Genomic DNA, 25,311 nt, shown 5'->3' on the forward strand with positions numbered 1-25,311 from the left:
CCAATTGTACGGTTATCAATATGAATAACGTTGCACTTGATTTTTTGAAGCGCCGTGATCGGGCAACTACAGTCGGTATTGCTGCGGAGCAGATTCTCCCCATAGCTACTCCATATATAAGGAAAGGGCTGGCCTCGGCTGACTTTAAAAATGGGACAGGCCATATTGTAAAGCGCGGTACAGAATTATTCTTTGAAATCACCCCGTTGATCATTGATGGGTGCCTTGAAGGGGCTGTGGTCAGTCTGCAAAAGCCGTCGCGGTTCGAGGAGCTTGCTGTTGAGCTTAGCTCTTTCCAGGATATGGCCAATACGCTGCAGGCTATCTTTGATTCATCAAGTGATGGAATCTGGGTAACAAACGGCGAAGGGATCGTTACGCAGATCAACCGAGCTTCCGAGGAATTGAACGGGGTCAGGGCCTCAAGGATTGTCGGGAAAAGCATCGAAGAAGTTATCGAGACCGGCCTTGTTGATGTTTCTGTCTCCAAGGAAGTGCTGGAGAAGACGTCTCAGATCAGCATGCTGCAGAATATCATCAGAACTGGTCGGCAGCTGTTGTGTACCGGAACTCCTGTATTCGACAACAGCGGAAAGCTTTCCATGGTCGTAGTCAACGAGAGGGATGTGACTGAGCTCATTGACCTGCGCGAACGCCTGAAGACTGCCCGCGAGATTACCGAGAAGGCGCGTAAGGAAATCACCAACCTGAACATGCTGGAGCTGGAACAGGGGGCTTTCATTGCTGAAAGCAAATCAATAAACCGGCTGCTGGCAAGTGCTCTAAAGCTGGCCCAGTTGGAAGTTTCCGGCATACTGCTGCTTGGTGAATCCGGGACCGGAAAATCCATGCTTGCCAAGCTGCTGCATCAGCACAGCCCGCGCGCATCCGGACCGTTCCTGGCCATCAACTGTGCTGCCGTGCCGGAGCAGCTTTTTGAGGCGGAACTCTTCGGTTATGAGAAAGGGGCCTTTACCGGTGCCCGCGAAACCGGCAAGGCCGGCTTGCTGGCCTTGGCTGACGGGGGAACTTTTTTTCTTGATGAAGTGGGTGAAATGCCGCCATCCATTCAGGCTAAGCTTCTTAAATGTATAGATGAAAAGGAGTTCACTCCTCTTGGCGGATCCGTCCCCAAAAAAATCAACTGCGTAATCATTGCCGCCACCAACAAAAATTTGGAGAAACAGGTCAGTAACAGGCTGTTTCGTAAAGATCTTTTCTACCGCCTCAATGTCTTCACACTTACCATCCCCCCGCTGCGTGAAAGAGTGGAGGATATTTTCGCTCTGGCAACGTCCTTTCTCAAGAAATACAACGAACGATACGGAAAATTCAAAACACTTTCTCCCAAAAGTTTAAGAATGCTGCAGAATTATTCTTTTCCCGGAAACATCAGGGAGCTCGACAGCCTCATCAAGAAGGGGGTTGCTGTGGCAGAAGAGGATATGCTGGATAATTATCTTGAACAGAGCCTACTTGGACTGGAGGAGGTCGAGCCTGTTTCTACCAAGGGGCTGTCCTTGCAGGAGGCAGTGGACATGGTTGAACGGGAAATGCTTGTGGAAGCACTCAGAAATTGTCTGACCACAAGGGACATGGCCGGATATCTCAAAATCAGCCAGCCTTCTGTGGTGCGTAAGCTTAAAAAATACGGTCTTGGTCAGCCTTCAAAGCACACTCGTAGAGCGTAAGGCCTAAGTGATTCATATTTGAATCACAAACAGAGTTTTTGCTTTTTTGTTAAGTCTCTGTTTTGTATGTTGTTTGTTTCCGATGAAGTTTGTCATTTTAGGCAAAATTTTAAGGGTGTGCTATTCCTGATTCAAATGCGAATCAAAAATTGAGCGAAATGCGGTTAAAATCAGATTTTTGATTCATTATTGAATCAAGGAGGTTGGCAGAGAGGTTGTTGTTCTGCGTAACAAGCTGTTTTTAAATGATTACTTTGTGTGGCATGAAAAGTGCTTTGCAGTTGCAAACACAAAAAAGGACGGAGTACACATGAGTAAATCAGAAAAACTGCTTGAGAGAAGAAACAAGGCAGTCGCTCTGGGGGTAGGAAACCTTGGACCTGTCTTTGCAGAATGTGCAGTAAATTCGAATATTACTGACATTGATGGTCAAGAGTACATAGACTTTGTAGGTGGAATCGGCGTTAACAACGTCGGGCACTGTAACGAAAATGTTGTTGCAGCAATCAAGGAACAGGCTGAAAAGCTCATTCACTCCTGTTTTCATATTGCTATGTACGAGCCTTACATCGCATTGGCCGAAAAGTTGATTGAGATAACTCCCGGTGATTTCGAGAAGAAGGCGGTTTTGCTCAACAGTGGGGCGGAAGCCGTTGAGAATGCGGTCAAGATCGCACGTCTGGCCAGCGGCAAGAGCGGAATTGTTGTCTACGAGGGCGGGTTCCACGGTCGCACGCTGCTGACCATGAGCATGACCAGCAAGGTCAAACCCTACAAGTACAAGTTCGGCCCTTATGCTCCTGAAATTTATAGAATCCCATATCCTTATTGTTACCGTTGTCCATACGGCAGGGAATATCCTTCCTGCGACACCTACTGTGCCGAGCAGTTCAGGAGCTGGTTCATCGGCAATGCCGCTCCTGAAAATCTGGCTGCTCTGGTGGCAGAGCCTATAGCCGGAGAGGGAGGTTTCCTTACTCCTCCCCCGGAATATTTCCCGAAAATGAAGGAGATCTGCGCTGAGAACGGCATTTATTTCATTGCAGACGAAATCCAGTCCGGCGGCGGTCGTACCGGCAAGATGTGCGCCATGGAACACTGGGGCGTTGAGCCGGATATCATGACCATGGCCAAGAGCATCGGCGGCGGTATGCCTATTTCCGCTGTTGTCGGCAAAAAGGAAATCATGGACGCGGTTCATCCCGGGGGACTGGGCGGAACCTATGGAGGTAACCCGGTTTCCTGTGCTGCGGCGCTTGCGGCTCTTGAGTCCCTTGACGGAGGAATTCTGGAGCAGGGGGTCGCTCTGGGCGAAAGGCTCAGGGAGATTTTCCTTGGCTGGCAGAAAAAGTATCCCATCATCGGTGAAGTGCGCGGACTCGGTGCCATGATTGCCCTCGAGCTGGTTTCTGACAGGGAAAAGAAGACCCCCGACGCAGTTGTAACAAAGAAGATCGTCGGCGAAGTCCTGAAGAAGAAACTTCTGCTGCTTGCCTGTGGAAACCACGGCAACGTGCTTCGGGTGCTGGTACCCCTCTGCGTGGATGAGGAAACTCTCGGCAAGGGACTGGCGATTCTGGAAGAGACCATCGCGGCGAACTGTTGATTCGATCCGGTGCCCTGAATCCGCGCAGGCGGAAAACAGGGCACCGATAACAGTCTGTCCCGGAGGGCGACAAATTTCGAATATCCATGCCAAGCCAGTCAGGAAGGCCTTAGGCATCAACAGGCACACCATTGTTCATAATAAACCGTAAACCGGACGAGGAAAAAATGAAAATTTTCAAGTCAGTTGTCAGCGCAGGGCTGCTTTGTGCTCTGGTAGTGGGTTTCAGTTCATTAGTAATGGCGGCGGATACTGTAAAAGTAGGTAATATCCTTCCCCTTTCAGGGCCCTCCGCAGCGGTTGGCCAGCAGGGCAAGCAGGCCAGGGAGATGGCGGTAGAGGAAATCAACGCTGCCGGCGGCATTAAGGCTCTTGGCGGTGCCAAGCTGGAAATGCTTTACGCCGACTCCAAAAGTGACCCCAATGTTGGCGTTACCGAGGCCGAGCGTCTCATTAATACCGAGAAGGTAAAAGTTCTCACCGGCTGCTGGAACTCCGGCGTAACCTATCCCGCAACAGCAGTTGCCGAGCGTTACGGCATTCCCTTTATTGTTCCTGTATCCGTCAGGGATACCATTACCGAGCGCGGCTTCAAGAATGTGTTTCGCGTAGCTGCCAAGGATTCCTGGTGGGCTCGTGATCAGTTCTCCTTCCTCAAGGACATGTCCAAGGAATTCAATACCGAGCTGAAAACCATCGCCATGGTTTACGAGAATGGCGACTGGGGAACCGGGCTTGCCGCGCAGTGGAAAAAGCTCGTTGAGAAAGAAGGTTATAAGATTGTTCTCGACGAACCCTATCCTTCCAGTGCAACCGATCTCACTCCGGTGGTCAACAAAATACGCCGCGCCAGACCCGATGTGCTGCTGCTCGTCTCCAACGCGGCTGATGCAGTGCTTCTGACCAACACCATGGCCGACTACCGCGTTCGTCCCAAAGTCATTCTCGGCACCGGCGGCGGTCATGCCGATCCGACCTTCCTGAGCGGCACCAAGGACAACGCCCGTTACATTTTCGATATCGTTGAGTGGGAAACCGACGTCAACAAACCCGGCGTAAAGGAAACCAACGAGAAATACAAAGCCAAGTACGGAACCAACCTTACCGGTGAAGCCGTTGACGCTTACGTATCTGTGTATGTCCTGGCCGATGCTCTTGAAAGGGCCGGTTCCACCGATCCGTCCAAGCTGCGTGCCGCTCTGGCCGCAACAAACCTGAAGACCGGTCCCGCAGCCATTGTTTCCTACGAGGCTATCGAGTTCGACGAAACCGGCCAGAACAAGCATGCTTCCCCGGTTATTGTTCAGGTAAACGACATCGGCAAGGGACTTGAGCGCATCACCATCTGGCCCAAGTCTGCCCGTCGCTCCGGTTACACCCCCGTATTCCCCATCCCCAAAAAGTAGAATTAACGCGGGGTGGGCTCCTGGTCCGCCCCGCGATTGAAAAACAGTCCCTCCAATTAAATTATCAATCCACTGGCGGTTTCTATGGATTTTGTATTCATCTTACAGGATATTATCAGCGGAATTCTCATGGGCTCCATCTACGGCCTGATCGCGCTGGGCCTGACCCTGGTCTTCGGGGTACTTAAAGTCATCAATTTCGCCCACGGCTCGTTTCTCATGGTGGGCATGTACGTATCCTACTGGGCCGTTGCACTTACCGGTCTGCATCCATACCTGGCTCTGTGTATTGTTGTTCCGGTAATGTTCTTCTTCGGTTATTACCTGCAGAATTTCCTTATCAAGCCAATTTTCGTGGCGGAAAAGGATGTGCGCGAGCCTACCACGGTCATCATCGTCACCACCGGAGTCTGGTATATGCTTGATAACCTGACTCTGCTCTTTTTCGGCCCCGACTACAGAGCCCTGACTCCCAACCCCTTGAAAGGGAAGATGCTGGAATTCGGTGAGATCTTCATCTCCGTTCCCAAACTGTGCGGGTTCCTTATCTCCATCGCCACCGCTGTCGCCCTGTACCTTTTTCTGCAGAAGACCAGAACCGGCCGGGCCATCAGGGCTACCAGCCTTGACCGCGACGCGGCTTCGCTCATGGGTATCAACCAGTGGAAGATTTTCAACGTGGCCTTCGGCATCGGTACCGCCATCGCCGGAATCTCGGGGGTTGTGCTCACTCCGTTCTACAACGTCTATCCCACCGTGGGCGTACCCTTCGACGTAAAATCGTTTGTCATTGTTGTTCTCGGCGGGCTCGGTTCCATTCCCGGTGCCATCATCGGCGGAATCATCATTGGGCTCATCGAATCCATCGGCCCCATGTTCATGACCTCCACCTGGACCGAAGCGATTGTGTACATGCTCTTTCTGCTGGTGCTTTTTGTTAAACCCTCCGGCCTGTTCGGTCAGAAATACGATTGGTAGGTAAATTATGACTGAGAATACGATCAAGAAATACTGTCTGGCGGGAGTTGTGCTTTTCGCTTTTGCCATGCCGCTTTTTGTACACAGCCCAACTTATCTGCATATCTCGATCATGCTGCTGCTTTTCGCATACATGACGACTACCTGGAACCTTGTGGGCGGATTCGCCGGGGTTCTTCCGCTCGGGCATTCCGTTTTCGTGGGTATCGGCGCTTACACTTCCACCATACTCTGGCTTCAGTATGCCATTTCGCCCTGGATCGGCATGCTCGTGGGCGGGGTCATTTCCGGCATCGTCGGCTTTCTCATCGGCAAGCCCACCCTCAAGATGCGCGGGGCCTACTTCGCGCTCTCGACCATGGCTTTTGTCGAAGGTATTCGTGTTGTGGTGGAAAACCTGAGCTATCTCGGCCCGTTCAAACTTAACGGCCCCCGAGGCTTGAACATTCCGCCTCTGTCCGGGGGAGAGGGCAGTTTCGCGGCCTTTCAGTTCGCCTCCAAGGAACCGTACTACTATATCATTTTGACTATGCTCATCGCAGTGCTGGCTCTGACCTGGTACATCTCCCGTTCCAAGCTCGGCTATTATCTTACCGCCGGCGGAGAAGAACCCGACGCCGCCGAAGCACTGGGCATCAACGTTTCCAAATACAAGGTTCAGGCCATGGTGATGAGTGCTTTCCTGACCTCCCTTGCCGGAACATTTCTGGCTCAGCTGACCCTGTTCATCTATCCAAAGTCGGTTCTGACCCTGGACCTGTCTTTCGAACTTGCCTTTATCGCCCTTATCGGCGGGCGCGGTTCGCTGGCAGGTCCGGTTATCGGCGCGCTGCTGCTGCGGCCGGTCAGTGAATTCAGCCGTATTTATCTTAGTGATTCCCTGCCCGGCATGCATCTGATTCTTTTCGGGGCCATCCTCGTTGTGGTCATGCTGCTGCAGCCCAGCGGACTCACCGCTCCGCTTACAGCCAGATTCAACGCACTGGTCAAGAGAATTGCATACGACGGGGAGAACTCAAGCAGGGAGGTGCACGATGAGTATGCTTAGATTTGAAAGAGTTACCATGCAGTTCGGAGGGTTGACCGCGGTCAACTCCCTGGATCTTGAAATCGGCAAAGGACAGATTCTGGGACTCATCGGTCCCAACGGTGCTGGCAAATCCACTGCTTTCAACTGTGCAGCCGGGGTCTACAAGCCTACCATGGGCAAGGTCTACTTTGACGGCGAGGACATCACCGGCGCCAAGCCCTGGGATCTCTGCCGCAAGGGGCTGGCCCGTACTTTTCAGATCGTTAAGCCATTTGCCACCAAAACCGTGCTTTACAATACCACGGTGGCTGCTTTCGCCACCACCAACAGCCGCGAGGAGGCCGAATCAATTGCCTTGGATGTGCTCAAGAAGATGCACCTTGACCATCGCAAGGATGCTCTCTCCGGGGCTCTGACCATTGCCGACCGCAAGCGTCTTGAAATCGCCAAGGCGATGGCCACCAGGCCCAAGCTGCTGCTTTTGGACGAAGTCATGGCTGGATTGAGGCCTACCGAGGTGGATGAGATGATTGACGTGTTCAAGGGTATCCGTGAGAGCGGGGTGACTATCTTTGTCATAGAACATATCATGCGTGCAATTATGGCCCTGTCCGACGAATTGGTGGTTATCCATTTCGGAACCAAGATTTCGGAAGGAAAACCGGAGGATGTGGCTCAGGACGAAAAAGTTATCAAAGCATATCTCGGAGGTGACTATGTCGCTTCTTAAAATAGACAATATAGACGTGAGCTACGGAGACGTGCAGGTCATTTTCGACCTTTCGCTGCATGTCAATGAAGGGGAAGTTGTCTCCATAATCGGCGGCAACGGGGCCGGAAAATCGACTCTGCTGCGTACTATCTCCGGCTTGCTTAACCCCAGCGACGGGGAAATAAATTTTGCAGGTGATTCCATTCACGGCAACGCACCGGAAACCATAGTTGATTCCGGTCTGATTCATGTTCCCGAAGGGCGCAAGCTCTTTTCACTAATGTCAGTTTACGACAATCTCATTGTCGGCGCATATTGCGACAGGGCCAAGGATCATATCGAGGACTCTCTTCAGACCGTATACGAAATGTTCCCGCGTCTTGAAGAACGAAAGGACCAGCTGGCAATGACCCTTTCCGGCGGAGAACAGCAGATGGTGGCCATCGGACGCGGCATCATGGCCCGGCCGAAACTGATGATGCTCGATGAACCTTCACTTGGGCTGGCACCGATACTGATCAAGGAGATCTTCGCCAATGTTCGCGAAATCGCCAATCAGGGGACGACTGTTCTGCTTGTGGAACAGGATGTACAGCATTCGCTCTCTCTTTCCGACAGAGGTTACGTGCTCGAACACGGTAAAGTCGCCATGGAAGGAAGTGCAACTGATCTGCTTGATAACCCGCATATCAAAACGGCATATCTGGGTATTTAAAATCATTCTGCAGGATGTAGGACACGAGTTGATAGTAACTGCTTTTTTTGCAGATCGCCTTTCGTCTCAGACGGCCAAAGGGTTCCGGCAGACTCCTCGGAGAATCGCCGCGGTAATCTTTCAAGTTAGCGTGAAAACGCCTTACGATGCAGTGTATGGTTGAGGCTAAATACAAAGGAGTTTTTATGGGTATTCAGAGTTTGAACCCGGCCACAGAAAAGGTCGTGGCATCTTTTGAGTCATATTCCGAACAGCAGGTTCAGTCAATTTTAGACAGTGTGGCCGTTGAGTGGGCGGGCTGGAAGGAACGGAGCTTTTCTGAGCGGGGAGCATTACTGAAGAAGGCTGCCGAACTTTTGCGCGAGCGTAGCGGAGAGCTAGCAGCGATTATGGCTGTTGAGATGGGCAAGCCGGTGAAGCAGGGTGAAGGTGAGGCCGTTAAATGCGGTGTGGTCTGTGATTACTATGCCGACAACGGTGCCGAAATGCTGGCCCCGACCCCGGTTGAGGGTGCCGGACGTAAGGCCTATATTACTTACGAGCCGCTAGGCACTGTGCTCACCGTCATGCCCTGGAACTTCCCATTCTGGCAGGTTTTCCGTATCGCGGCACCCTCTCTGATGGCCGGTAATGCTGTCGTTCTGAAGCATGCGTCCAACGTCCCGCAATGCGCGCTGGCTATTGAGAAGATTTTCAGGGACGCAGGTTTTCCGGAGAACATTTTCCGAACCCTTTTGATCGGTGCCCGTCAGGTGGAAGCTGTGCTTGATCATGATTCCGTTTTTGCGGTCAGCCTTACCGGCAGTGAATTTGCCGGGCAGAAAGTGGCTTCGGCCGCCGGAGCGCGACTCAAGAAGTCGGTTATGGAGCTGGGCGGCAGCGATCCGTTTATAGTAATGGAAGATGCCGACATGGAAGAAGCCGTCAGGACGGCGATTATTTCCAGATGCGGCAACACTGGTCAGACCTGCATTGCAGCCAAGCGTTTCATTGTTATGGACGGGGTTTACGACGAATTTGTGTCTCAACTTTCCGCGGCCATGGACAAGCTGGTCGTTGGTGATCCGCTTGACCGGGCCACGGATATGGGGCCCATGTCTTCGGGGCGGCTGCGTGCGGAACTTCAGGAACAGGTCGACCGTTGCGTAGCGGCCGGAGGTTCCATCGTTCGTGGCGGGAGTATCCCCGAAGGAACAGGGTATTATTATCCTCCGTCCATAGTGACCGGAATTCCGGTCACTGCAGACGTCTGCCGGGAAGAAATGTTCGGTCCGGTAGCCATGGTATTTCGCGTTTTATCTGCGGACGAGGCTGTAGAGATAGCCAACAGCACTCCCTTCGGTCTGGGCGGGTCCATCTGGTCAAAGGATGAAGACGGTGCCGAGAAAGTCGCGGCCCGTATCCGGACCGGCTGTGTATTTATCAACAGTCTCGTACGCAGTGACGTGCACCTGCCTTTCGGCGGCATTGGCCTTTCCGGTTTCGGACGGGAACTCGGGACCTACGGAATCCGGGAATTCGTGAATGTTAAGCCGATTTGTGTTGGTTGATCAGGGAACGGTTGTGTTAAGGTTTTTAATCCGTTTCAAAATCGGTTCAGACTAGTTTCACCTCGTCTTCTTCTGACTTGATTTTGCGTCTTCATGCCGGGTAATATTATATACAAAAGCCGCTTCTCCGAGACTCAGATAAAGTCAAAGAGATGCGGCTTTTGTATGGCCAAATAGGTGGTATACCACAAATGTGGATCAGATAAGGGAGTGGTCCAGGTTTTGGAGCGAAATATACCCTGCAGAGCTACTAATAAGCCCTGCGGCGATTGATATTATTGCCGATCACACTGAACGTATTTTCAACAACGAAAATAGCTTGGGGATCTATATCAAATACCAGCTGTTCCAGGGAACGCAGGCGCAGGTTATCGGTGATGGAATAGATCATACTCATGTTATCCCCCGAATAGCCGCCCTTGGCTGGAATCACTGTGGCATGCATTTTATTGACCCTGGTTATGGCATATACAATTTTTTCCGCTTCACGGGAAATGATCCGTACTGCCTTGCGCTGGTTGAAGAGGGACAGCACATACTCGGTCAGAACCGAACTTACGAAAAGCATTACCAGTGAGGCAATTATCTTGTCCGGGGTAAACCGGCTCAAAGCAAACCCCATGACCAGAGCGTTTACCGCAAAATAAAATACGCCAAACCTGATGCCATAGCGCTGATTGAGAATGATCGCGACAACATCAAGTCCTCCTCCGCCTCCGTATGACCTGAGAATTACCCCGCAGCCCGCCCCCATAACCGCTCCGGAAGCAATGGCGGCGTACATCTCATTACGGATGCCGAGATCAAGATGGATATAGGAAGTCATTAAGGTGATCATGCCCATGGTCAGCAGGTTCAGCCAGAAAAACCTCCTGCTTACCCCTTTCCATGCGATGACGAAAAGCGGGATGTTCAAAAGCAGATACCACCGGGACAGGGAAATCTCCGGTGATATCTTCTGCAGTACTACCGCCAGCCCGTAAAGAGCGCCGGGTACGAAATCATGATAGGATGCAATGCCGTTATAGCCGACGATAAAAATAAATGACCCTGCGGCAAGCAGGAAAATATTCCAGGCAAGGGAGTCTGTAAATTTTCTCATTCTGTTATCCATAATTGTTGGCCTTCTGCTTCATAAATTTTGGCGAGCCACCATATAGAGCGAAAAGGATGCCCGCAAGGATAATCATCCCGCTTACAACCTGGTTTACGTTAACAGGTTCGTGGATGACAAACCAGGCAACAATCGCGCTTGCCGGGGGGAGAGTGTAGTAAAATAGAGAGGCTTTGGATGCGCCTAGTACTTCCACGGCCATATTCCAGAAAAGGTAACATAGAATGGAGGCAAACACCGAAAGATATATCAGTGAAACAACCAGCCCGTACGTAAATTCAGGAATTACAATCCGGCCTCCGGTTTCCCATAGATACAGGGGGATAATGTAAAGAGTCCCGAACAGGCAGCAGGACATGAGCAGGGTTGTCTGGCTGATTTTACCGGCCACCTTTTTTACCACGGTGTTGTAGACGGCGGACATCATAGCCGTACACAGGATAAGCAGGTCTCCCTGTGCAAAGCGCATGTCCAGAAGTCTGCCGAGACTCCCATCGGTAACCAGCAGGGCAACTCCGAGAGTGCTGACGGCAATTCCGACATACATACTGGGCTTCAGCTTTTCGCGCATGAAATATTGGGCTACTAGCGCGGTCAGTAACGGCGACATTGTCGAGATGAGAGACATGTTCAGGGCTTCTGAAGTATGCCCGGCAATGAATACCAGGGTGTCGTACAGGGATATGCCGCAAATGGCGATAGCGGTAAGTTCCTTCCAAAGCTTTGCAACCAGAGCTCGTTCAGCCCAGAAACTTCTTATTCCGAAAGGCAGGAAAACCAGAGTGGCTAGAAGCCAGCGCAGGAGATTAAGTGTGGCCGGATCTATTGTTCCTGCCAGTCCGCGAGCAGCCACAAAGTTTCCGCTCCAGTTCAAAATTCCCAATATAATGAACAGATAACCCGCATTTTCAGTTTTTCTGAATTCATTCCAGTTCATGGAGCAGCTCCTGAATAGAGAAATGGTCCGCCGGACCTTTGAAGTTTTTTGCTCTTTTGGTGAAGGCATCCCTTCAAATCGCTATTTATTTCTGTGTGTTGTTCTCGGGTGGCGGTCGCTGCCTTATGTCTGGGGATTAATGCTGTTCATTCAATGCCCTGTTGCAGCTACCGAGTCGTTTGTTAAGGTGTGCTTCCAATGCTTTGGTTGAAGTCTGAAGGGTTTATTTTCGACAAAGCAGGCAGCATAATCTGCACCCAAAAGCATATGATATGCCATTTTGTTAAGGAGCTGTAATAAAAGAGCTTATTTGTAAAAGAAAGAAGTTGTAAAGACGAAAAAAGGCGACAGTGGTGTCGCCTTTTCGGGGTGGATTTCTCAGAACTATCCGTATTTAGCCGGATTCAAGTGATGCGACATATTGGTCGCACGCGAAATAAATGTCGCCAACCTGTTTTTACAGGCTGTATTTTTTGAGTTTGCGTTGCATGGTTCGCATATTCAGGCCCAGTTCATTTGCGGTGATACCCTTTTTCCAATGGTTGCGTTCAAGGGCCTTGAGCAGCAGGTGCCTTTCAAATGAGTCCATGGCTTCGTCAAGTGTTCCGCAGGCCTGAAACAGGTTGACGGCATCTCCAACATCGACACTGGCCTCAGTCGTATGGAACCCCAGATCACTGAAGACCATTTCACCGAAAGTGAGGTAGCGTTCTAGGACATTCTGCAGTTCGCGGACGTTGCCCGGCCAGCGGTGGTTATCCATTGCAGACCGGATTTTACCGGGAATCCTTGGCAGGGAATCGGTCCTGCCGAGATATCTGCCCATGAATTCATTTATGAGCAGCGGCAGGTCTTCAATCCTTTCCCGCAGGGGCGGAACATGGATCGGAAGGACGTGCAGGCGGAAAAAGAAATCAGAACGCATGAGTCCCTGCCTGACAAGTTCACTCAAATCCCGGTTGGTCGCAGCAATAAGTCTGAAATTGGAAGAACGGGGTTCAGTGCCTCCTACCGGAGTATACAGTTTGCTTTCCAGTGCCCGCAGAAGTTTTACCTGCAAGGACAGGTCTATTTCTCCGACCTCGTCGAGAAAAAGAGTGCCTCCGTCTGCAGCGGCAAGATAGCCGGGGCGGTCGGAAGTTGCGCCGGAAAAGGCTCCTTTTACATGTCCGAAAAATTCACTTTCCATCAGGCTGGAGGGAATGGCCCCGCAGTTGACTGGAACGTAGGCTCCTTTTGAACCGCTTTGTTCATGAATGGTCTGGGCGACCAGATCCTTGCCTGTGCCTGTCTCACCGAAAATTATTACGTTGGAGGAACGTTTGGCGGCTTTCATTATCAGTTTGAAAACTTCGCGCATGCCGTTGCTCTTACCGATGATGCATCCGAACTTGAAGCGGTCATCAAGAGAGCCGCGCAAACGCTGGTTTTCCTGCTGCAGCTCGTATTCACGCAATTTCTGCGCACTGACGTCTATCATGATCCCTTCTAGATAGGTGGGCCTGCCCTCTCTGTCGTAAAGGCACTCCCCCTGATCCCAGATCCATTTCTGGCGATCAGAATCAAGGCATACTCTGTATAGAAGTCTGTAGGTGCGGCGATTCAGGATTGCTGCGTTCTGCTCAGCACGCATGGAGGCCAGATCATCCGGATGGGCGAGGGTTTCCATTACGTTGGTTTTCTGGTCGGTAAAGAACTCCGGTGTTACCCCGAACAGATCGTTGCTTCCCTTGCTTACAAAGACAAGGGTGGGGTGAAGATCTTCAGCCAGGGAACAGCGGTAGACCATTCCCGGAAGATTGTTGAACAGGCGGGTGAGCTGGAGCTTGCTTTCCCTAAGCTGTTCCTCCGTCTGCCGGAAAGAGCTGACCTGTTCTTCCAGTCGGCGGCATTTTTCCAAGAGGTCATCATATTCAGGTCTGTCCATGCCAAACCCTCCATTATCAGAAAAAATGAGGCGACACTGATGTCGCTTGTTTTGCGACATTTATGTCCAAGAAAGTGTTAGCGCAAGCAGGAATTAATGCAGTGAGGCTATATTGCATATATAAAAACGCAAAAACCTGAACATCCGGGAGCTTATGTTAAAAGCCCTCATGCAGCCGGTTCAATCCGAGTTCCGATATGCGATACAGCGGGATAAGCTTTCCGTCATCGTTCATGTAAGAGCCTTCATCGAGCAGTAGTCCCTCATCCTGAAGTTCTTCCAGTTTTGCAGCCAGTTCATCTGGCGTAAGCATGGCACCGTCGGAATAGGAGGCTGAGACCAGCTCGTGTATTCCTGTGGCGTCAAGCAGCTCTCCGTTACCGAATATCTCAACAATGAAATGTTTCAGCGGCGGCTGTTTTTCAATGACCATATTCATGGTGAGTCTCCTTATATGCATTTCCCGCAGAGTGATCAGAGTCTGGCTCTTGCTGCTGCCGGAATTTATGACAAAAATCCGGTCCCGCTCATGTACATCATGAGCGGGGTCCGGACTTGAAAGCGAACCATTCCCGATAGTCAGGTACGGGATTTGTCCCGGGCCTGAGGGCTACATGGCTTGGAGGTTTAAATGCCTTGAGAATGGACAATTAAGCGCAGTCGTGCTTGTCCCAGGGTTCGCGGTTGTCGCGCTGAAGAGCATTTTCCATGCGGGCCAGCGCTTCCTTGAGTTTGGTGAGTTCCTTGATTTTCATGTCAGGGTCTTTGAGAACCTGATAAAGAACCGCTCCGGTGCAATCCGCCGGAACAGACTGGTCAGCAATGTAGCAGATGGTTGCCACAACATCCTCGGCTGCGGCGCTGCGTGCGACCTTGCCTGCTTTCTTGTTGATGCCCAGACCTGCAAAGTAGAGTCCTTCGTTGCAGGACATGACAATCAGGGTGCGGCGGTCTGCTGCTTCGGTAACCAGGGCGATTGCTGCGTCAAGAGCGGCTCCGTCTGCATCACAGAGTTCCACCACGGCGAAAGATCCGTCGTCTTCGAACAGTTTTGCAATTCCTTCGGGAGCAACGGACACGGCTCCTTCTACTTTTGCTGCTGCGGCAGCGATATCTGTATTGTCAAATTCCGCAACCATGGCGGCCTTCTTCATGAATTTTTCAAGAGCATCGCCGTTGAAGTCGACTGCGGCGGAACCGCAGGAAATGAGAATTACTTTTTTATCTGCCATTTTATTATCTCCTGAATTAAATCCTTGTGCGGGGTTACCCGCTGACGGTGCGGTCCATAGGAATGACCGCACCTGCCAAGAGTATTGGGTGTGAACCAATGAGGTGTATTAAATTAAGACGCGTGGTCCTCAAAAATCTGGTAGCAGACGGCCCCTTCAGTATCTGCGGGAACCGGGTTTCCGGTTGCGTGGCAGAAGGTGGGCACAACGTCGGTCAACCAGCGGGGACGGTCATATACGTAGCCTTGTTTTACACCGGGACCGCGCCAGATCATGACGTTCTTCAGCGAACCGCATCCGGATTCACCGGTGGGGAAGCCGTAACCGTGTTCGGCCATGTATTCGGGCTTGAGGACGTATACGACATCACCGGCCTGCTCGCCGCCCATGCCGAAGACCTTTGCGTCTTCCTTGGGAATGGCGCACATGACCGGGCGTTCTCCGGTTTCAGGGTGCTTGTAGTCGTAAAGGGCGTCGATGATTTCGTTACGCACTTTTTCATAGTCTTCGTCCTCAACAATGCCGCCGGGATATTTGGATTTGAGGTTTACGTATACAAACATGTAGCGCTGGGGAACGGCCTTGGATTTTTCGGGAATAAGGTCGTAGTTGAACCCTTCTGATTCTTCCCATACGGAACCGGCCGCATCTGCGTTGCGGGGTTCGTAGGCGGTCAGTCCGGCCTGCTTGAGTGCCTCGGCGGTGTTGAGGATCGGTCCGATGGGTGTTGCACCGTGGTCGGAGATCAGGCAGGTGAGAGCGTCCTCGGGCAGCTGTTCCATCATCCTGCCGAGGAATCTGTCTTCGATCTGATAAATGGCACGCTCAAGATTGAAGGCATGTTCCCTGATGGTTTCATCTGCGCTGTCCATTTTGTCGAGGAAGCCGTGATAGAACCAGTCGATGAGGTGGGTGTGCATGTAAAGCAGATCCCAGTCGGGGTGATCCTTCATCAGGGTAAGGATAACCTCGGTGAGCCACTCGGAGTGGAACTGGGCCAGTTCAATGATGGTTTCATCGTCGATAATTCCGTTGGCGAAACCTACAAAACCCATGTCGTTGGCGATGATGTTCTTGGTGAAATCAACATTCTTCAGAGCGTCTGCAGGTGCGCAGTAACCCTGGGTGCCGTTGATGCCGGAAATGTACAGCTTGAAATCTTCAGCATCGTCGGAGAGTTCCATCAGCTTGCAGCGGAAGTATCCGCGTTCGGTGCGGCCGTCGGACTTGATGGTGAAGCTGTGCTCTACCACTCCGCTCCATTCACGCGGGCGGATGGTGAAGAAAACTTTGGAAAAGTCTTTTTCAGGGCAGAGGGCGAAAATATCGTAACCGTCGTCTTCGGATTCCCAGGTAAGGCCGTACCATGTCTGAGGTTCGAGCGGGTCCATGGCATGTCCGAAGTGCATGGGAATGGCCATTTCAAGAGGTTCCAGATCTTCTATTTCCTCAGGAAGGTTCTTCCATCCGTCTGCGTCTTCAAAGCGGGCCTGAACTCCGACGGGATAAAAATCGGTGGATACGCAGGATTCAGCGCAAAGCCATTCCTTGTGCTCGTACCCTTCGATTTGCCACCGGTGTTCGGCCGGCGAAAGGCCTTCGCCCTGAACCATGATGCCGTTCTTGAGTTTGGAAGGCCATGATGTCGGGTAGTTTACCACGAGAGATTTCTTCCCGGCCTTATCCCATGCATCCCAGATGGTTTCGGCGGTGAGCATGTTGGAACCGAAGGCCTGAACGCATTTGGAAAAATGCAGTGATTCTCCTTCATTGTAATAGTAGTAATCCTCTACACCGTGGGTGCGGGGGTAGGCACCGGTGCAGATTGTCGCCCAGGAAGGAGGAGTTACTGTAGGCATGTTGTAGCCTTCAGTCATGTAAGATCCTTCGGCGGAAAATTTCTTGAAATTGGGCAGTGCACCTTCTTCCATCAAGGCTTCAAGTCTTTTGGGAATGGCGCAGTCAAATCCAAGCAGTGCTACTCTTTTAGCTTTGGCTGCCATGATATTCTCCTTTAAATCGAGTTCTTATTTTATTGTTTAATCGCGCAGGGCAAGACCTCCCTGAGAAAATACCTTCTTGGGAATTCAAAGGGGACATCGCCCTGCGCGATTTTGGATTATGCTATTTCTTAGGTGTGCAGCACATCAGCAGTGCATTGTCTTCTTTGATCATCTTGAACCAGGCCACGACTACAAAGGCGATGGGGATAAGCATCAGCGCACCGGAGAAGTTCGCGAAGATCTTGACCGGTCCGAGTCCGCCGAGGGTGATGGCAGCAAGGGCCAGACCTGCCTGAATTGCGGCCCAGTAGAAGCGGTGTCCGCGTGTGGGCTCATATCCCGGCAGGAGTCTGGTGGTTGCTGCGCAGGAGATTACGTATGCGCAGGAGTCCACACTGGTTGCCAGAAAGATGGTGGAGAACACGCAATAACCGATGAGTACAAAAGAACCGGCAGGCAGGGTGTCTAGGATGGCGACAAGTGCAGCCGGGCCACCGCTGGCTTTCAGGATGCCTACTGCATCGACAATGCCGTTAAGCTGTGCGTAAAGGGTATATCCGCCGAACACTGCATGGATCATGTAGGAACCGGCAATACCGCCGGCCAGTCCGAGGCCGATGACCTGACGAACGGTGCGTCCGCGGGAGATGCGGGCGATGAACAGACCCATGAAAGGTCCATAGGAAGCCATCCACAGGGCGTAGAAAATAGTCCAGTCCTGCGGGAATGTCCCTTTGGTGTACGGGTCGGTCCAGAAGACCATGCCGAAGAAATTGTTCATCATGTGGCCGATGGAGTTGGTGAAGTTGTCCACGATGAACACGGTGGGACCGGCGACAAGGCAGAAGAAGACCATGGCAAGCGCGATCACAACGTTTGCATCGGACAGGATCTTAATCCCTTTCTTGAGGCCCATGGAAACACTGGCTGTAAAGATCACAGCACTGACGGCCAGAATGATCATTTCCATTGTGAAAGTGGGTTCTGTGCCGAGAGTTTTGGCCAGTGCATGGTTTACGATAGGTACGGAAACACCCATAACCGCAGCATTGGAGAACATGAGGCCGATGATGAAGAACACCTCGATCCCCTTGCCGATGCCGCCGTTGACTTTGTCTCCCAGTACGGGCTCCGCAGCGGAGCTGATTCTGAGAACAGGCTTTTTGCGTTTATAGAACATGTAGCAGATAGGCAGAGCCGTAACCACGTACCAGGGCCAGGTTACCGGTCCCCAGTGCAGCAGAACATAGGACATTGACCACTCAAAAGCTTCTCTGCTCAAGGGTTCTGCAAATTTGGGGGGGTAAGCAAGGTTGAACAAGGGCTCAACGATGGACCAGAACATTACCGCCCCGGCAACACCGGAGCAGAACATCATGGATATCCATGAAAAGTTATTGAATTCCGGTTTCTCGTGTTCCTCACCGAACTTGATGTTGCCGTAGCTGCTGAACATGAAGAAACAGGCCAGAAACATCATTAAAACAGTTACCCACAAATAGAGGGTACCGGTGTTATGGGTAAAGACTGAATATGCAGCCTTGAGAACTTTTTCACTTGCCTCGGTAAAAAGAATGGAACAGGCGATGATGCCGATAAGCACCAATGTCGCCGGGACAAGAATTTTTAAATCTGGACGGAGGTCAGCCCCTCCCCCTTTGTCATTTGTAGCCATACTTCCTCCCTAAGTCAGTACGCTTGCAACTATGGGATACAGTCAGTTGTTAAACAGTCTTTGTCGATTGTGCCACCGTCAGCCCTATGGCTTCCGGGATTATGCGCTGCAGCTGCATTCCGCCCCAATCAGCAATTAGTGGGCCAAAAAGTAAAGACTCACGAAAACACGCGTACTGCTTGTGAAAGTAGGCGCAATGCCTTTTCTCCGGTTCAGACCGCTATACGACTTTAATGTCGCAAAAACCTCTTCGAAAAGCAAATACGAGCGGTTTTAAAGGCAAGAACTTTGTACGACACTTATGTCGCTACGGTGAAAGAAATGTCATGTTTTGACTCGGAGCCTTTAGCCCGGCTGTCCGCCTTTATGGATTCTGCCCGGTACAGGGATCAAGCGGAGCACAATTCAATCTATATATACAGCTCCATGAATGAATCTTACAGGGGGACAACCCGTTTTCGGTTTGCAGGAAGGGCAGGAGGCAAACTTTGTTTCAGGATTTTGTATTGATGAACAAGGACAACTTTGTCGCGTTTGATAACTGTCTGATATTTAATAATATAGATTCTCTGTGCCTTTCGCTGCAGTTAAGAAAACAACCGGTCACTGTCTGTTGCGACATAGATGTCACCATGCCTTGATGCGCGTGTTTATCGTGAATTCTGCTGACGCAGCTGAAATAATGCGACACAACTGTCGCTTAAGGTTGCGCCTAAAGAGTAGAATTCTACTTTTATGGTGCGGAAAACATTGTTAAAATGCTTTAATGTTTACATATAATTCCATTGGCACGAATACTGTTTAGCCCTGGCCCGACTATATTGTCTAAAATATCACAATGGAGAACGGACATGGCTCAATTATCAGTTTCATATAATCGGGAAGGGGACAGACAGACCATCGATACCGGCTCAAGGGTTCTCGGTGAGCTTGTCATCAACCATGAAGGCATTCCCGAGGACGAACGCGGAGGCACCGCCAAACAGCTGTTGGCATCTTCAGCCCTCTACTGTTTCTGCGGAGCTCTGGGTAAGGCTCTTGAAACCCGCGGAGCAACCTATGAACGGATTACCGGAACTGCAACACTCGAAACCGGTGTGGATGAAAAGAAGCGTGCACGGGTAATCGGCATCACCCTTGATGTGACTGTACATATGGATGAAGATTTCGGTTTCATCTTTGATCGGGTGGAGAAAATCATGCAGAAGGGTTGCCTTGTAACAGCTTCTCTCCATGACGCATTCCCTATCACCTATAACCTGCATCTGGAAGATTAGTCCTCGCCGGCATTTCAGAAACCGATTCAAGTAAACAGGAGAAACAATGCCTTCCATCACTATCATCGGTGCAGGACCTGGCGGTTATTGCGCTGCATTTGAGGCCGCCCGCAGAGGTGCTGAAGTAACTCTGGTCGAAAGGGAACATCTGGGCGGGACCTGTCTGAACACCGGCTGCATTCCCACAAAAACTTTCAAATCTTCTGCAGAAGCACTTGAAACAGCCTCCCGGCTGGCTGAGTTCGGCATAACCGCTGAGTCCGGGGATGAGGCTGTTTGTTTCAAAGCGGATATGGCAGCTGTTGTAGCCCGCAAGGAACGGGTGCGGAAAGTGCTCTGCGGCGGTTTGGAGAAGACCTGCGGATCCCTCAAGATCCGTCTGGTGCGCGGGGCTGCGGAACTCTCTTCGGACCGCACCGTTCGTGTCCATACCGCGGATGGAACAGAAGAGATCAAAAGCGACAGCGTAATCATCGCCACAGGGTCAGCCATCCTTGATCTCCCTTCGCTGCCTGTTGATCACAAACATATTATCAACAGCAATGATGCCCTTGATCTCAACCATGTTCCGAAAAGGCTTCTTGTTGTCGGCGGAGGGGTTATCGGATGCGAACTGGCTTTCATTTACCGTGCCTTCGGGGCGGAAGTGACAGTTGTAGAAGGTCTTGATCGCCTGCTGCCTATCCCGTCCGTTGACAGTGACATGAGCCGTCTGCTCCAGCGCGAGGCCAAAAAACATCGTATCCGTGTTGAACTGGCAAAAACCGTCAAAAGCGCAGTTGTGTCTGACGGCAAGGTTTCCTGTGTGCTTGGGCCGTCTCCTTTCGTGGAAGGCGCAACCGGTGATGATTTCACTCTTGACACCGACATGGTTCTTGTTGCGGTAGGGCGTACCCCGAATTCTGAAAGTCTGAATCTCGCTGGTGCAGGAGTTGAAACGGATGCCCGCGGATGGATTAAAGCTGATCACGGTATGCGGACGTCTGCCGAAGGTATTTATGCTATCGGTGATGCTCTTGGACCTGCACGGGTCATGCTGGCTCACGTCGCCTCTGCCGAAGCCCTGTGTGCAGTGGACAACTGCTTTGGCAAAGACAGAACTCTCGACTACAGTGTTATTCCCGCCGGAATTTTCACTTCCCCGGAAATCGGAACCGTAGGGCTCACCGAGGCCCAGGCCAAAGAGAAAGGCTTTGATGTCCGTGCGCAGATTTTTCAGTTCCGAGAACTTGGCAAGGCTCAGGCTATGGGAGAGCTGCCAGGCATGTTCAAGCTGATTTGTGACAATGCAAGCGGAAAGATTCTCGGTGCTCATATTGCCGGTGCTCACGCCACGGACCTTATTGCCGAGGCAGCCCTGGCGATTTCCAAAGGACTTACCGCAGCCGATGTTGCTCACACCATCCATGCCCACCCCACCCTTTCGGAAGGCTTCTACGAAGTCTGCGAAGGCTGGCTCCGGGGCTGCTAATCCCTGTTTCACGACATCATAACAGCTACAAAGAAAGGAGATAAAATGAGTGAACTTATTTTCCCGGAAGGTATTCTCTACCACCCGGAACACACCTGGGTTCGTATCGCTGAGGACAATACCGCCGTTGTAGGCATCACCGACTTCGCGCAGGATCAGCTCGGGGAAGTTGCTTTTGTTGATCTTCCCTCCGCCGGAGCGCAGTTTTCCGCAGGCGATGAGTTCGGGTCTGTGGAATCCATCAAGGCTGTAAGCAGTCTCTATATGCCCATCAGCGGCACTGTCTCTGAAGTGAACGAAGCCCTTGAGGATGAGTGTTCTCTGGTAAACACCTCCCCATATGCGGACGGATGGATGCTCCGTATCACACTTGCTGCAGATGCAGACAAGTCTCACCTGCTGAACAGTGGTGAATACGAAGCCCAGACCAAATAGCAGCATAATATTACTGTCATAGGACTGTTGCGAGTCAATCAGTTTTTGTTGGATTGATGAAGGTCATGTAGAGCGGCTTCCGGTTTGAGGCCGCTCTTTGTTTTCCGGAACCGGGCAGTACCGGTAAAGAGGTCAGAAATGAATTCAAAAGACACGTCAGAAAAATATCTGCGCATTCCGCCCTGGCTCAGGGTAAAAATTCCCTGCAACAAGACCTATGGAGCCACGCGTGAGCTGGTGAAAGACCTCAAACTGAACACCGTGTGTCAAAGCGCCAGGTGTCCTAATATGTTCGAATGTTTTTCAGCGCACACGGCAACCTTCCTGATCATGGGGAATACGTGTACGCGCAACTGTGCTTTCTGCAATATTGAAAACACAACGATTATGCCCGTTGACCCTGCCGAACCGGTACGAGTGGCCGAAGCTTCCAGACGCCTTGAACTCAAGCACGTTGTGATCACATCCGTCACCAGAGATGATCTTGATGATGGAGGAGCAGCTTATTTCTCGGAGACCATCCATGCTGTCCGCGAAGAACTGCCCGGTTCGACCATTGAGGTGCTGATTCCTGATTTTCAGGGCAGCAGGACGGCCTTGATGGAAGTAATTGCCGCAAGGCCCGATATCATAAACCATAACGTGGAGACTCCTCCGTCACACTATTCAAGAATACGCCCGCAGGCGAATTACCGGCAGAGCCTGGAACTGTTATCAAGGGTGAAAGGGTCCGGCAGCATAGCCAAATCCGGATTAATGGTGGGACTGGGAGAAGCTGACGAAGAGGTTCGCGGAGTAATGGACGACCTTGCGGAAATCAATTGCGACATCGTAACGATCGGACAGTACATGCGTCCGTCACTTAAACATCCCGCCGTCAGTCGCTATGTCCATCCGGATACTTTTGAAGAGTATGCCCGGTATGGAATAACTATAGGCATTCCCCACATGCACAGCGCCCCGCTGGTCCGTTCCTCGTACCACGCAGCCATATTCGCAGACAGGGAAGGGTGATCCTGCAGCTTCCGGGTTCATTATCGGTTATGGTCGGGTTGATGGTCGTGATAGTTTTGTGGGAGCTGTGTTGTTTGTTGGCTACCGGTGTCGAACTGACGTTTGTGGAGTGTGTGTTAAGGTTTCTTTATAAAGCACCATGTTGTCCTCTCAATGGAGGGCGGTACAGAATTGCAACTGACCCGGTATGACGAAGTTTTCCGTTCAAACCATGAGCAGGTTCACTGAATAGAAGTCGGTGGCTTCCTCAATGGTCAGTTTCCAGCCGATTTTTTCAGTAAGATCCTGAATAAGCATGAGTCCCAGACCGAAGCTGTCCGGGCTGCTGCCGGTGCTGTCTTCGGGGAGGTCGTTCTTAACGGTCAGTATCTTTCCGGACAGGGTTATGCTTATTTCCCCTTCATACGTGTGCTGGAAGGCGTTGCGGATTATGTTGCTCCAGATGATGCCGGCAGGCGCCTGTACTGTATGCAGGGTCAATTCCTGAAGGTTCCTGTTCACCTGTACGGATTTGTTGGCAAGGAGATAGGAATTATCGTCAATAATGGATTTGAGCTGTTCGTCGACCCTGGTTTCAGTTCGGAGGTCGGTTGAAAGGTCTTTCCTGCTTGTCCAGAGAATGGTCGAAGTCAGCTCCTTCATGTTTCTTACGGCCGTGGACATCCCCGTTATCGGCTTCAGGTATTTCTTGTTCGTCTCCACTCCCAGACGTTTCAGCCAGTCAAGGTTTGTCTGCAGCACGGCAACCGGCGTGCGCAGTTCGTGGCTTGCATTGCGGAGGAACTTCTGCTCTCTGCGGATTCCTGCCAGCTGGCGGTGCATGTTTTCCTTGAACAGGTCCGCCAGCTGGTTCAGCTCCTTGTACTGGCAGTCAGGTGCAGGTAATTCCACGTTGTCATGATTCAGGGCGAAGGCCCAGTCGGTGAGCAGCAGGACCTTTCGGGTGATGCGCCGGATCATGAACATGGCGATGATGATAATGATCAGAAATGCAATGACTCCCGTACCCACTGCATAATAGAGCATTACGTGCTCCGCAGTATAGATAAGTTCGGATCTGTCTTCCTGTCCGATGGTGTATACAAAATAGAGTTCGTTACCGTCCTGACGAGTCCATGCATAGACAAAATGCAGCCTTTCATCGGTATTGTAGGGCCTGATGAGGCAGAAACCTATCTGCGGAAGTTCGTCTTTTCCTGCCTTGCTTCTAATGCTTTCTGGTAGATGGTCGTAATTCAGGTATGTTCTGAAGTTCGCAGCTTCCGGCAGCCTTGTTTCGGGATTCTGGGCATATGCCTTTGCGTATGAGGCCGCCTCAAGTTCCAGCCTGTGGCGAACAGAAAGCAGCAGCCCTTTTTCAAAATAGAAATTCACCAGAACGGAATAGGAAATAATCAGCAGGGAGCAGGCGATCAGCGCAAAGAAGACTGCCTGCATTTTTATGCTCTGGCTGTTACTGCTCATTTCCGTCCTCAGCCTTGAGAACAATTCCAACTCCCGGAACAGTGTGGATCATCGGAGCAAACGGCGGGGCATCGACTTTTTTGCGCAGTTTGTTGATGTAGACTTTCAGCAGGCTGGAGGATGTTTCGGAATCATCCCATACTGCATGTTCCAGTCTTTCCCTTGTTACTACTTTGGGGCTGTTCAGGGCCAGTTCCTCAAGAATTTTCCATTCGGTGGGAGTCAGCGGCAGGGGAGTCCCCTGCCGAAAGGCCTCATGTGTGTCGAGATTCATTTCAAGATCGGCAACCGTAAGCTTGCGGGTCTGGCTGCTGCGCCTTCTTGATAAGGCCCTTATTCTCAACAGCAGTTCTTCCATTTCAAAAGGCTTTGGCAGGTAGTCATCAGTTCCGGCATTGAATCCGGCGATTTTGTCGTCAAGGCTGTCCAGTGCTGTCAGCATGAGGACGGGAGTGTCAACGCCGTTTCTGCGGAGCTTCTCGCAGAGGTTTACCCCGCTCATGCGCGGGAGCATCACGTCCAGCAGGAGTACGTCGTATTTATTGGTTGTAGCCAGCTCAAGGCCGTGCACTCCGTTGGAGGCATGGTCACAGGCTATTCCCTCAATTTCCAGAGAGCCGGCGACCGCTGCAGCCAGATCAAAATCGTCCTCAACCAGTAATACGGAAATACCCATCTATCCCACCTGTCAGCCATCCCCGTACATAAACGGGGATGGCTGTTTTATTGCTTACGCTAATATCTTTGAACCTGTGAGTATCCAGCCCCGTGGTGTCCGGGTCTTGCCTCGTCACTGTTGAATCCGATTATACAGCAGACGACAGTCAGTGCAACCGCCGTGATCAGGGCGTATTTTGAGGTTGTCTTGCGCAGGTATCCGACAAGTGGTTTCCAGTTCACAGCGATGTGGAAGGAACTGAAAATAACGAAGGCCAGCCCAATCCAGTTGTGGATATCTTTTATTCCGGGAAACCGGATGTGAAAGAGCAGAAGAATTCCGGTCAGCGCCACGGGAACGAAGGTGAATGCCACGACAGGGGACAGAAATGAGCGGTCGGTTATTTTTCCAAGCAT

At 51.4% G+C, this 25,311-nt stretch carries 22 protein-coding genes; 12 read left to right on the forward strand and 10 right to left on the reverse strand.

Going from position 1 to position 25,311, the window contains the following annotated elements:
* Positions 1 to 20: 20 nt before the first annotated feature.
* The 8 genes from N7E73_RS09945 (at position 21) to N7E73_RS09980 (ending at position 9,688) form a co-directional block, all read left to right on the forward strand.
* On the forward strand, positions 21 to 1,691 hold the full coding sequence (locus N7E73_RS09945; protein WP_432734523.1) for a sigma-54 interaction domain-containing protein: 1,671 nt from the start codon (positions 21 to 23) through the stop codon (positions 1,689 to 1,691).
* Between the two features lie 310 nt (positions 1,692 to 2,001).
* Positions 2,002 to 3,297 carry a 4-aminobutyrate--2-oxoglutarate transaminase gene (gene gabT / locus N7E73_RS09950; RefSeq protein WP_432734526.1) on the forward strand — a complete coding sequence of 432 codons (1,296 nt, stop codon included), beginning with the start codon at positions 2,002 to 2,004 and terminating at the stop codon, positions 3,295 to 3,297.
* 167 nt (positions 3,298 to 3,464) lie between these two features.
* Positions 3,465 to 4,703: an ABC transporter substrate-binding protein gene (locus N7E73_RS09955; RefSeq protein WP_432734527.1), complete on the forward strand. Its 1,239-nt coding sequence runs from the start codon at positions 3,465 to 3,467 to the stop codon at positions 4,701 to 4,703.
* A gap of 84 nt (positions 4,704 to 4,787) precedes the next feature.
* A complete protein-coding gene (locus N7E73_RS09960; RefSeq protein WP_432734528.1) occupies positions 4,788 to 5,681 on the forward strand; it encodes a branched-chain amino acid ABC transporter permease in 894 nt (297 codons plus the stop codon).
* Positions 5,682 to 5,688: 7 nt separating this feature from the next.
* Entirely contained in the window at positions 5,689 to 6,729 is a 1,041-nt protein-coding gene (locus tag N7E73_RS09965; protein WP_432734529.1) for a branched-chain amino acid ABC transporter permease, read from the forward strand.
* Positions 6,716 to 7,441, forward strand: coding sequence for an ABC transporter ATP-binding protein (locus N7E73_RS09970; RefSeq protein WP_432734530.1), 726 nt, complete (start codon positions 6,716 to 6,718; stop codon positions 7,439 to 7,441). Before N7E73_RS09965 ends, N7E73_RS09970 begins: the two co-directional genes overlap by 14 nt.
* Positions 7,428 to 8,138, forward strand: a complete 711-nt coding sequence (locus tag N7E73_RS09975) for an ABC transporter ATP-binding protein (RefSeq protein WP_432734531.1) — start codon at positions 7,428 to 7,430, stop codon at positions 8,136 to 8,138. The genes N7E73_RS09970 and N7E73_RS09975 overlap by 14 nt, the downstream gene beginning before the upstream one ends.
* A gap of 185 nt (positions 8,139 to 8,323) precedes the next feature.
* A complete protein-coding gene (locus N7E73_RS09980; protein WP_432734532.1) occupies positions 8,324 to 9,688 on the forward strand; it encodes an NAD-dependent succinate-semialdehyde dehydrogenase in 1,365 nt (454 codons plus the stop codon).
* 250 nt (positions 9,689 to 9,938) lie between these two features.
* On the opposite strand, the gene N7E73_RS09985 is transcribed toward N7E73_RS09980, so the two are convergent.
* From N7E73_RS09985 to N7E73_RS10015, 7 genes are all read right to left on the reverse strand, one after another.
* Positions 9,939 to 10,790: a YitT family protein gene (locus N7E73_RS09985; RefSeq protein ID WP_432734533.1), complete on the reverse strand. Its 852-nt coding sequence runs from the start codon at positions 10,788 to 10,790 to the stop codon at positions 9,939 to 9,941.
* Positions 10,791 to 10,794: 4 nt separating this feature from the next.
* A complete protein-coding gene (locus tag N7E73_RS09990; protein WP_432734534.1) occupies positions 10,795 to 11,739 on the reverse strand; it encodes a DMT family transporter in 945 nt (314 codons plus the stop codon).
* A gap of 457 nt (positions 11,740 to 12,196) precedes the next feature.
* Positions 12,197 to 13,666, reverse strand: a complete 1,470-nt coding sequence (locus N7E73_RS09995; protein WP_432734535.1) for a sigma 54-interacting transcriptional regulator — start codon at positions 13,664 to 13,666, stop codon at positions 12,197 to 12,199.
* A 157-nt stretch (positions 13,667 to 13,823) separates the two neighbouring features.
* Positions 13,824 to 14,105, reverse strand: coding sequence for a hypothetical protein (locus N7E73_RS10000; RefSeq protein ID WP_432734536.1), 282 nt, complete (start codon positions 14,103 to 14,105; stop codon positions 13,824 to 13,826).
* Between the two features lie 211 nt (positions 14,106 to 14,316).
* Positions 14,317 to 14,898 (reverse strand): hypothetical protein, encoded by a 582-nt coding sequence (locus N7E73_RS10005; RefSeq protein WP_432734537.1) that lies wholly within the window; start codon positions 14,896 to 14,898, stop codon positions 14,317 to 14,319.
* A gap of 113 nt (positions 14,899 to 15,011) precedes the next feature.
* On the reverse strand, positions 15,012 to 16,901 hold the full coding sequence (locus N7E73_RS10010) for an alkaline phosphatase family protein (RefSeq protein ID WP_432734538.1): 1,890 nt from the start codon (positions 16,899 to 16,901) through the stop codon (positions 15,012 to 15,014).
* A 121-nt stretch (positions 16,902 to 17,022) separates the two neighbouring features.
* On the reverse strand, positions 17,023 to 18,576 hold the full coding sequence (locus N7E73_RS10015) for a BCCT family transporter (RefSeq protein ID WP_432734539.1): 1,554 nt from the start codon (positions 18,574 to 18,576) through the stop codon (positions 17,023 to 17,025).
* Between the two features lie 851 nt (positions 18,577 to 19,427).
* Between N7E73_RS10015 and N7E73_RS10020 the strand changes: the two genes are divergently transcribed.
* The 4 genes from N7E73_RS10020 (at position 19,428) to lipA (ending at position 22,773) form a co-directional block, all read left to right on the forward strand.
* A complete protein-coding gene (locus N7E73_RS10020; protein WP_432734540.1) occupies positions 19,428 to 19,853 on the forward strand; it encodes an OsmC family protein in 426 nt (141 codons plus the stop codon).
* A gap of 46 nt (positions 19,854 to 19,899) precedes the next feature.
* Positions 19,900 to 21,324 (forward strand): dihydrolipoyl dehydrogenase, encoded by a 1,425-nt coding sequence (gene lpdA, locus N7E73_RS10025; RefSeq protein WP_432734541.1) that lies wholly within the window; start codon positions 19,900 to 19,902, stop codon positions 21,322 to 21,324.
* A 45-nt stretch (positions 21,325 to 21,369) separates the two neighbouring features.
* On the forward strand, positions 21,370 to 21,759 hold the full coding sequence (gcvH, locus tag N7E73_RS10030; RefSeq protein WP_432734542.1) for a glycine cleavage system protein GcvH: 390 nt from the start codon (positions 21,370 to 21,372) through the stop codon (positions 21,757 to 21,759).
* A gap of 138 nt (positions 21,760 to 21,897) precedes the next feature.
* Positions 21,898 to 22,773, forward strand: a complete 876-nt coding sequence (gene lipA / locus N7E73_RS10035) for a lipoyl synthase (protein ID WP_432734544.1) — start codon at positions 21,898 to 21,900, stop codon at positions 22,771 to 22,773.
* 204 nt (positions 22,774 to 22,977) lie between these two features.
* On the opposite strand, the gene N7E73_RS10040 is transcribed toward lipA, so the two are convergent.
* Genes N7E73_RS10040 through N7E73_RS10050 form a run of 3 tightly spaced genes read right to left on the reverse strand, consistent with a single transcriptional unit; the run spans position 22,978 to position 25,311 of the window.
* Positions 22,978 to 24,237: a sensor histidine kinase gene (locus tag N7E73_RS10040; RefSeq protein WP_432734545.1), complete on the reverse strand. Its 1,260-nt coding sequence runs from the start codon at positions 24,235 to 24,237 to the stop codon at positions 22,978 to 22,980.
* Positions 24,227 to 24,913, reverse strand: a complete 687-nt coding sequence (locus N7E73_RS10045) for a response regulator transcription factor (protein ID WP_432734546.1) — start codon at positions 24,911 to 24,913, stop codon at positions 24,227 to 24,229. The genes N7E73_RS10040 and N7E73_RS10045 overlap by 11 nt, the downstream gene beginning before the upstream one ends.
* 59 nt (positions 24,914 to 24,972) lie before the next feature.
* Positions 24,973 to 25,311, reverse strand: a complete 339-nt coding sequence (locus N7E73_RS10050) for a DUF4405 domain-containing protein (protein ID WP_432734547.1) — start codon at positions 25,309 to 25,311, stop codon at positions 24,973 to 24,975.

This window comes from Maridesulfovibrio sp. FT414 (assembly GCF_050916235.1).
Lineage (GTDB): Bacteria > Desulfobacterota > Desulfovibrionia > Desulfovibrionales > Desulfovibrionaceae > Maridesulfovibrio.

Excerpts from the sequence above, each read along its gene's own strand:
- N7E73_RS09945 (WP_432734523.1), top strand. The coding sequence starts at position 21 with ATGAATAACGTTGCACTTGATTTTTTGAAGCGCCGTGATCGGGCAACT.
- gabT (WP_432734526.1), top strand. The coding sequence starts at position 2,002 with ATGAGTAAATCAGAAAAACTGCTTGAGAGAAGAAACAAGGCAGTCGCT.
- N7E73_RS09955 (WP_432734527.1), top strand. The coding sequence starts at position 3,465 with ATGAAAATTTTCAAGTCAGTTGTCAGCGCAGGGCTGCTTTGTGCTCTG.
- N7E73_RS09960 (WP_432734528.1), top strand. The coding sequence starts at position 4,788 with ATGGATTTTGTATTCATCTTACAGGATATTATCAGCGGAATTCTCATG.
- N7E73_RS09965 (WP_432734529.1), top strand. The coding sequence starts at position 5,689 with ATGACTGAGAATACGATCAAGAAATACTGTCTGGCGGGAGTTGTGCTT.
- N7E73_RS09970 (WP_432734530.1), top strand. The coding sequence starts at position 6,716 with ATGAGTATGCTTAGATTTGAAAGAGTTACCATGCAGTTCGGAGGGTTG.
- N7E73_RS09975 (WP_432734531.1), top strand. The coding sequence starts at position 7,428 with ATGTCGCTTCTTAAAATAGACAATATAGACGTGAGCTACGGAGACGTG.
- N7E73_RS09980 (WP_432734532.1), top strand. The coding sequence starts at position 8,324 with ATGGGTATTCAGAGTTTGAACCCGGCCACAGAAAAGGTCGTGGCATCT.
- N7E73_RS09985 (WP_432734533.1), bottom strand. The coding sequence starts at position 10,790 with ATGAGAAAATTTACAGACTCCCTTGCCTGGAATATTTTCCTGCTTGCC.
- N7E73_RS09990 (WP_432734534.1), bottom strand. The coding sequence starts at position 11,739 with ATGAACTGGAATGAATTCAGAAAAACTGAAAATGCGGGTTATCTGTTC.
- N7E73_RS09995 (WP_432734535.1), bottom strand. The coding sequence starts at position 13,666 with ATGGACAGACCTGAATATGATGACCTCTTGGAAAAATGCCGCCGACTG.
- N7E73_RS10000 (WP_432734536.1), bottom strand. The coding sequence starts at position 14,105 with ATGAATATGGTCATTGAAAAACAGCCGCCGCTGAAACATTTCATTGTT.
- N7E73_RS10005 (WP_432734537.1), bottom strand. The coding sequence starts at position 14,898 with ATGGCAGATAAAAAAGTAATTCTCATTTCCTGCGGTTCCGCCGCAGTC.
- N7E73_RS10010 (WP_432734538.1), bottom strand. The coding sequence starts at position 16,901 with ATGGCAGCCAAAGCTAAAAGAGTAGCACTGCTTGGATTTGACTGCGCC.
- N7E73_RS10015 (WP_432734539.1), bottom strand. The coding sequence starts at position 18,576 with ATGGCTACAAATGACAAAGGGGGAGGGGCTGACCTCCGTCCAGATTTA.
- N7E73_RS10020 (WP_432734540.1), top strand. The coding sequence starts at position 19,428 with ATGGCTCAATTATCAGTTTCATATAATCGGGAAGGGGACAGACAGACC.
- lpdA (WP_432734541.1), top strand. The coding sequence starts at position 19,900 with ATGCCTTCCATCACTATCATCGGTGCAGGACCTGGCGGTTATTGCGCT.
- gcvH (WP_432734542.1), top strand. The coding sequence starts at position 21,370 with ATGAGTGAACTTATTTTCCCGGAAGGTATTCTCTACCACCCGGAACAC.
- lipA (WP_432734544.1), top strand. The coding sequence starts at position 21,898 with ATGAATTCAAAAGACACGTCAGAAAAATATCTGCGCATTCCGCCCTGG.
- N7E73_RS10040 (WP_432734545.1), bottom strand. The coding sequence starts at position 24,237 with ATGAGCAGTAACAGCCAGAGCATAAAAATGCAGGCAGTCTTCTTTGCG.
- N7E73_RS10045 (WP_432734546.1), bottom strand. The coding sequence starts at position 24,913 with ATGGGTATTTCCGTATTACTGGTTGAGGACGATTTTGATCTGGCTGCA.
- N7E73_RS10050 (WP_432734547.1), bottom strand. The coding sequence starts at position 25,311 with ATGCTTGGAAAAATAACCGACCGCTCATTTCTGTCCCCTGTCGTGGCA.